The sequence below is a fragment of the Acinetobacter sp. FDAARGOS_559 genome (genome assembly GCF_003940475.1).
Classification (GTDB): Bacteria; Pseudomonadota; Gammaproteobacteria; order Pseudomonadales; family Moraxellaceae; genus Acinetobacter; species Acinetobacter baumannii.
The window spans coordinates 1-7034 of the sequence record NZ_RKJG01000006.1 but is presented as its reverse complement, the minus strand read 5'-3'; the positions used below and the strand labels follow the sequence as shown (position 1 = coordinate 7034).

Below are 7034 nucleotides of genomic sequence, written 5' to 3'. Positions count from 1 at the left end.
GCATTAACCGTTCTTCACGTTCTTGGTATTTTTTGACTTCATTTTCTAAATGGGCAATAAGTTTTTTTGTAGATTCATCACCTTCTTGCTTAGATGATTCAATTTTTTGAGATGTTTGCTCAGGTTCTCCAAAGCATCGGATGACCTCTGCTAGATCGAATTGTCCATCACTGGAGCGTGATAAACGTCCATTACGTACAGCTCTGTAAATGGTTGATCTATCCACATGAAATTTTTTAGATACTTCACTTAGTGATAACTTAGCCATTTACGGTGTCCTTTTTATTTGATGGCATATATCCCACTTTTTTTAGGTATGGGTATAGTTCTTTTATTCGGTCAGGGTCTTGCAGCATCTCAGCAATACGAATAGCAAATTGCGGATAGCTTTCAGTTCCCTGGGAATAACGACCCATTTCAGGAAGTTCGGAAAGTTTATTTGCAAACATATGCCGTTGAGCATCGGTCATCTTTGAAGAAAGACCCAAAGTATCCGGATCTCTTTCTATTGATGGGCTGTCCTTCTTTTTCTGTTTAAAGTTAAAAGAAAATCCTGAAATTGATCGACCTCTTTTGTGTTGTTCATACTTCACTGTGATATCTGTATGTTCGTTAATTTGTTTAATAGCGAGCTCAAGTACACTAGTTTTAAAGCGTTCCATACGCTTGTACTCAGTATCGAGTACGCCAATTCTTTGACGGAAATCACTTAGCTCTATAATTGGAGTAGAGCCCGTACTTCTCCAAGCAATTAATAACTCATATAAACGAACAGCATAAGCACTACTGAGATTACTAACTTGCTGCAATTCGTATTTAGTAAAATGCTCTTCTAAGCGCGTAATTAATGGAACTATGGCAGGGGCAAAAATAAGCTTAACCACTGCTTCATTATCTACATATCCAATTTCACTAACCCAACGGGATCTATAGTTCTCAATATTCCCTCTTTCATTTATTTTTTGATAGCTGAATTGTCTTGCGAATAAATCATTACAGGCATCTTTTAATGCCTGATAAGCGGTATTGCGATGTACGCCAAATTGATTGATATAGCTTTCTGCATGGACAGTTAAGGGATCATTAGCATTAATCCCTTTCCCACTTTCTCTTGCCTCAACAATAGCTAATAAAATTAAACGTTGTTCTACTAAATCTAAGTTATAACTTGCATTAATTAAGGCATTGTCTTTTACAACTAACTCTCTCATGAAGCACCAGTATTATTTATTATGCTATGACACCTTAATTAATTTTAGTGCTATAAGCAAGGTAAACGGTGTCATATTGCAAGGTAAACGGTGTCATATTGCAAGGTAAACGGTGTCATATTGCAAGGTAAACGGTGTCATATGAAGTCTAGAAGCCTTTATTTACAAGGCTTTCAGCTTACCTAAAAGCATTTAAAAACTTTAAAATAATTAAAAGCCCAGGCAAGGAAAAATTGCCCTATGTTTTCGCTACGCTCAAACTCTATTGAACTTCGCTTTCGCTCAGTTCGTAGGGGCAATTTTTGGCTTAAAATTTCGTGACTTTTTAAAAAAGAAAAGCAACTAGGAATTCGCTTCGCTCATAGAACTTTTTCACTCGCTTCGCTCGACATAAAGCCACCGTAATCAGTTCGCACCCATTCGGGATGCTCTGATTCTGAGTTCTTGATACACAGGGGAGCCTGTAATCAGGGAAAAACAGGTGAAAAAATTTAGATCCCTGTAGTTCGCTCGTAGACACTCGCTAAATGCTCTCATTTGCGATTTAAGAGTTTTTTCTTAACTCAACTATAAAATCTACTGTGGTTTAGCAAAACATCGCTAAAAACCCTATTTTTTTGCGTTTAAACAGCATTCACCAAGGTCGGTAATCGTTGTTATTTTCATTTTCTGGTTTTTTAGGCTCATTTTTCTGCTGTTTTTCCAATTCTTGGCGTTTTAAAAATGCCAAATGTTCTCGTTCGTGTCTTTCTTGTTCATAGCGTTGTTCTTTTTGCTCTCGTTCTTTACGTAATTGCTCTCTAAATTCACTTTCTCTGCGATCATTTTCAATTCTTCGTTGGCGATCTACTTCCGCTTGGCGTACTTGCTGCATTCTTTCTTGTTCAATTTTGAGATCATCTGCCCGTTTTGCTTTAAGGAGGGGACTCACATCATCATTAAAATCATGTAGGGTATCGAATGAATGAACGTACTCTCGTTTTAGCTTCTGCCAAAACGAGGGTTTTATCGTTGGTCGTTCAATCCCATTATTTTCCAGTATCTCTGAGCATTGGCCTAAGCGTTTGACGACATTCTCAATATCGTATTCTTTAGCAAGTTGTTCGACCTCGGTTGCGTATTCTCTCCAGTTCTCATTTTTTGCCTGTTCTACTGATTTTTCAGTCGCATAAAAATCAGGTTTTTTTATATCTCTGTAAGTATGATGATAAGAGTCATAAAACAAATTATTGGTATGTAGGTAAAAATCGCTTTTGTTTTCTGCTAACCATCGTTTTGTCTTGGTGAGATTTGATTCAATCTGCTTTTGATTATCAGCAGCATTGCTTTGAATGGTGTAAAACTGATTGGCAAATTCTGCATAAATATCTTGGCACCGGATGAAGTCATCATATGCGTTGTCGATCTGTTGAACCTGTTGTTCTTGCAGGCGTTCTTCTTCTAGGTTGAGATTTACTAATTCTGCTAAAAGCTCTTTTTCTTCTGTTTCGGTTAACTGAAGTTCGTTTTCCAGCTGGGTAATCTGATCTTCTAATCGACTTGGAACAATAATTTCTTGATCAAGGCCCTTGATGATCTGTTGGTATTCTCGTGCAGCATCTAAATTTTTGGCTTTGATTGCATCATTTTCAAGTGCAATTCTTGGTAGCACAATTTCAGTGTTACGTTCTTCAAGCGGTCTTTTTTGTTCCTCGTCATATTGTCTGCGAAGTGCTGTAGCTTCATGCCCTTCATGATGAGTGGGTTCAAGAAAGTCTAAGCCCTGATCCTTGTAACTCCGGTGGTCGATGCGTTCGTCTAGCCCGGCATTTTCCAATACTGTATTTACAACATTGGCAAAAGTTGCTCGGCTGTCCTTCAGGATCTCGGGACCATGGTCGTTGAAGATTCTTTGTTTCTTTCCTAATTCGCCTTTTTCATTGATGAGTCTGGTCGTGAACATCATGTGTACGTGATAGTTTTTATTATTGGTTTCATCGTTATGTTCATGTGGTGCATGGATGCAGGCATCGACAATAACATTGTGCTTGTTCACAAAGTCTCGGCAAAAGTCATCAACGATTTTTATGCGTTCTGCATCTGTTAATTCATGTGGTAAAGCACAGATATATTCTTTGGCGAGTCGTGCATTGGCTTTCATTGAGCCATTGGCATTGAATTCTTTTTTTTCTACTGTATTCCAAAGTGTTTGACGGTCTAAAAGTTTTGTATTGGTATGTTCTGGTGCATAAATATTTTTGTATGCAAGTCCCTTTTTTTTAGTGTAGTCCTGAGTCTTTCCAAAAGTCAGATCCTCTAATTTTTCACAGGCACGATAAGCAGCACAAGCAACGGCTGAACGTCCGTCACTTCGTGAGATATTGCTTTCATTCAAATGAAAAATTGCCATTTTAAAAACCTAAATTTCTGCATACCGTGGTTTTGATTTTCGCAACTTTGAAAAAGTTGCTGACCATGCTAAAGCGAGGTCATGGGGTACAGGGGGTTCCCCTGTCGCAACGTCCACTTTTAAATGAAATGATAAAAGTGGGTAAGTGCGCCCTTCGTTTCACTCCGGGAAAACTTCGCTTCGCTACGTTTGATATTGCTTGCTTTGTTTTTTGACTCTATGATGATGTTTGATTATTGATCATCACGGTTTAATACTATGTCAGATATTCAAGAAAAGAAAGATACAGTTTTAAAGAAACTCACCAAAGCACAGCAGAAAAAATTATCCCTGCAAGAGCAAATTGAGTATTTAAAAAAAGAACAAGAGCAGATCTTAGAACAGGCAAAACAGAAACAGAATGAGCTTAAACTCAAACAGCAAAAACTTTTAAGCGAAGCAAAAGCTCAAGAACGGAAAAATGAAACTAGACGGAAAATTTTGCTTGGCGCTTGGGTTTTGAATAAATTTAAAAATGATGAATCTTTTAAACATCAATGGGCTGATTTTGAGCAGTTTTTAAGTGCGGAAAGTAAGACAGAAGAAAATAGACAGAAAGATAAAGAGCTTTTTAATGATCTTTTTAAGGGATAAGTTCTAAATTTCATATAAGAGATTTTATGTTAAATTCTAGAATCGAAATTATGATATAAAGCTTTAATTTCAATATAAAATTTTAGAGGGTATTTAATTGGCATCTTCGAATCCATATAAAGATCTAGTCTTGTTAAAAGAAAAAATAATGCCTCTTATGGAGGAGTTTAAAGAAAAACATAAAGTTAGCATCATCAGAAGGACTAGTACTAATTCCAAGGAGGTTTTTGTAATTAGTAAAATAGGAATGGAAGATGGATTATTTGAAATTTATCATAATAATAAAGGTACAACGACCTTAAACCCTACGGGTAAAAATAAATCTATTGGAGAAATGCTAGCGTCGTTCTTAGCTTCTCATGTTGCTGAAGAAAAGGGTCGAATTAATATGACATTGGTTGGATATGAGTATGAACATATCCAACCAATTGTTGAATTAATGTTAGATAAAAAAACAGAAGATGGAAAACAAGTATTCCAGTATAAAGAAACAAAAGAATTACATGGAACTAGATTTGATATATGTAATTTAATTTCCAAAGATACATTACAAGTAACAGTTTATAACTCTAAGAAGGTACTGATTAAAGGACTTCCGTTATCCTGTTATCAGGAATTTATTTTCCAATTTTCAATTCTTTTAGATGCTAATGGATTAGCTCATGTATTCAGCCGAACTGATGAAAATTGCACTCAAGTTGTTGAACAAAAAACTGTTATAAATAATTTAGAAGCAAAGTTAGAAGAGAGTTATTCAAAATTACCAGATATTCTTAGAAATATGCTAATCAGTAGTGCATCTTTGAAAACAATTACTTTTGATCTTCCAGACTATAGTTGCTTTTTATATTCTGAACTACGAGCTTTAGAAGGTGTATTGAAACATATTTTAGGCGAATTTGATGAAATAGATCTTGATGAGACAAAGGTTGGAGAACATTTTGATAAGATAGGTCCTCAAAAATTTACATTATCTCCAAAGTATTCGGCTATCATCAATGATGAGGATCTAATAAAAGCCCTCAATGCTGCGTATTCTTTTTATAATCATCAGAGACATACGCTATTCCATGTTGATAATGTAATTGTTACCACAAGGGTATTAATGAATTTTGATCAAGTATTACATCTGACAGATGATGTTTACAATCTGATCAAAAGTCTATATAAAGCGATGCCATGAACAATATTCGTATATTAATGGATAAAAATATCGCCATTGTGACAGCATATGATGATATTAATCCTATGAATCGTCTTAAACTTATCTCTTCTGATCTGGAATACAAGCATTTCAGAGGTAAGGTTCTGTTCGATTTATTCTTCTTCAATGGTTTTTCTTTTAACCGTTTCGCCTCAATAGATTTTGATGGTAAGAAATTTTTAAAGAAAACTATCCAAACGTTTTCTCATATTGATCCTAGCCTTGAAGCTCAACAAAATGAGCTAATTTTGAAGAATAAAGACATGGTAAAGCAGAGTGTTTTGTCTAGCACAGAAGTAGAAGGCCTTTATATCTGAGATAGGATCTTGATAAAAAAACCAACATTTTGTTGGTTTTTTTATAGCTAGATAATCTCATTCATTATATTTTATATGAGATATAGATTCTGCTATATACCCCTGAATTTTATCATCTTTAGGGGTTAGCCATGTGCATGCAACAGATGTGAATTTTTTAATATTTTCTATGAAACTAAGCGCATCTACGTCAGTTCTAGCAATTTTTAAGATACTAGAGATTTCTCCTAAATCCTTATTGGAAAATTTAACATCGAGTTGATGTGCAACCTTATTTCGTAATGTATTTATTCTAACAATGCCTGGTTTCACAAAAGTTACAACTTTATTATCAGGAAGTAACTTCATTTTATTAAAAAAACTTAGTTTTGCTTCATTCAAATTATCTAGTCCAAGTTCTTTCTCTAAGAAAATATTTAAATAGTGTTCAATGATTAAGTGGCATTTTAGTAATTCTGCTGTTTCTGAATAATCATTATTTATTAAGGATATAAAGTACTCCTCTCTTTTCTTATGTTCAGCCTCAATTTCATTCCAATGTGGCTCTAATTTATCGAATGCTAAACGAATATCATCTTGTGAAAACATAAAAAGCTCATTAATTATGTAAGGTCAAAGAGGTTAAGAATAATTAAAATTAACATAATACACCTTATACGAAATGCTCTTTTTATATCTATATAATTCAATGTGTTAATTGATATCATAAAGCCGAACTCAGCTGAGTTCGGCTTTTTTGTTGAATACTACCGTTCCACGCTTAATCTTTAATCAATGTTCCACGCTTTTGATTAGCTCAATTGAATAATCAGGATGCCTGGTCTTTTTCTTTTTGGCGTTCATCCAGCTCTTTCTTCAGTGCCTTTTTATCCTGGTACGATGCAATCAGCATAATCGGGATCAGCAGCGGAGCCACAATAATGCCCAGGGCAATATCTTTCAGTTTCGGCATGAGCTCTCTCCCTTGATTGCTCAGTCATGATCAAAAACAGCATTCAGTACACGGCCAAATAAGCCACGTTTTTTGTGTTGTGGCACTGCCACATTTTGCAACGTGGCATGCTGTAGCGTTTGGGTGTGGTATGCCGTAGTTTCTTGCTGTGGCACTGCCACATTTTCTGCAATATTTAATTCATTATTCTTTTTATTATCATTGTCTTGTTGTGTTGTCGCATGCTGTGGTAGGTCGGTGTCGCATGCCGTAGCATCTTGTTGTGGTGCTGCTGTGGCAGGAGCAACACTTTTCAGCTCAATGAGTGTTTGCATACGGTCAATTTGTT

Annotated in this window: 8 protein-coding genes and 1 pseudogene; 3 read left to right on the top strand and 6 right to left on the bottom strand. The window is 35.4% G+C overall.

Translation table 11 applies throughout. The features are described from left to right. The 3 genes from EGS71_RS22345 to mobQ form a co-directional block, all read right to left on the bottom strand. On the bottom strand, positions 1–268 hold a 268-nt coding region (locus EGS71_RS22345; RefSeq protein WP_213072087.1), incomplete at its 3' end, for a plasmid replication DNA-binding protein. Beyond that, positions 261–1211 carry a replication initiation protein RepM gene (repM, locus tag EGS71_RS22340; RefSeq protein ID WP_002011663.1) on the bottom strand — a complete coding sequence of 317 codons (951 nt, stop codon included), beginning with the start codon at positions 1209–1211 and terminating at the stop codon, positions 261–263. The genes EGS71_RS22345 and repM, both read right to left, overlap by 8 nt. Positions 1212–1845: 634 nt before the next feature. Next, positions 1846–3600 carry a MobQ family relaxase gene (mobQ, locus tag EGS71_RS22335; protein WP_050591173.1) on the bottom strand — a complete coding sequence of 585 codons (1755 nt, stop codon included), beginning with the start codon at positions 3598–3600 and terminating at the stop codon, positions 1846–1848. Between the two features lie 258 nt (positions 3601–3858). Here mobQ and EGS71_RS22330 point away from each other — a divergent pair, with 258 nt between their 5' ends. From EGS71_RS22330 to EGS71_RS22320, 3 genes are all read left to right on the top strand, one after another. Next, positions 3859–4233, top strand: coding sequence for a hypothetical protein (locus tag EGS71_RS22330; protein ID WP_002011652.1), 375 nt, complete (start codon positions 3859–3861; stop codon positions 4231–4233). A gap of 97 nt (positions 4234–4330) precedes the next feature. Next, positions 4331–5416 carry an RNase LS family HEPN domain-containing protein gene (locus tag EGS71_RS22325; RefSeq protein ID WP_125275263.1) on the top strand — a complete coding sequence of 362 codons (1086 nt, stop codon included), beginning with the start codon at positions 4331–4333 and terminating at the stop codon, positions 5414–5416. Next, positions 5413–5754, top strand: coding sequence for a type II toxin-antitoxin system RnlB family antitoxin (locus tag EGS71_RS22320; protein ID WP_002011662.1), 342 nt, complete (start codon positions 5413–5415; stop codon positions 5752–5754). The genes EGS71_RS22325 and EGS71_RS22320 overlap by 4 nt, the downstream gene beginning before the upstream one ends. A gap of 57 nt (positions 5755–5811) precedes the next feature. Here EGS71_RS22320 and EGS71_RS22315 read toward each other — a convergent pair whose 3' ends face one another. The 3 genes and pseudogenes from EGS71_RS22315 to EGS71_RS22310 all read right to left on the bottom strand — a co-directional run. Next, the gene (locus tag EGS71_RS22315) at positions 5812–6342 is read right to left on the bottom strand and encodes a hypothetical protein (RefSeq protein WP_031946024.1); all 531 of its coding nucleotides are present in this window, start codon (positions 6340–6342) and stop codon (positions 5812–5814) included. A gap of 220 nt (positions 6343–6562) precedes the next feature. Then, positions 6563–6706 carry a hypothetical protein gene (locus EGS71_RS22530; protein WP_001125247.1) on the bottom strand — a complete coding sequence of 48 codons (144 nt, stop codon included), beginning with the start codon at positions 6704–6706 and terminating at the stop codon, positions 6563–6565. 20 nt (positions 6707–6726) lie between these two features. Further along, positions 6727–7034, bottom strand: a pseudogene (locus tag EGS71_RS22310) (DNA-binding protein); the annotation flags it as partial.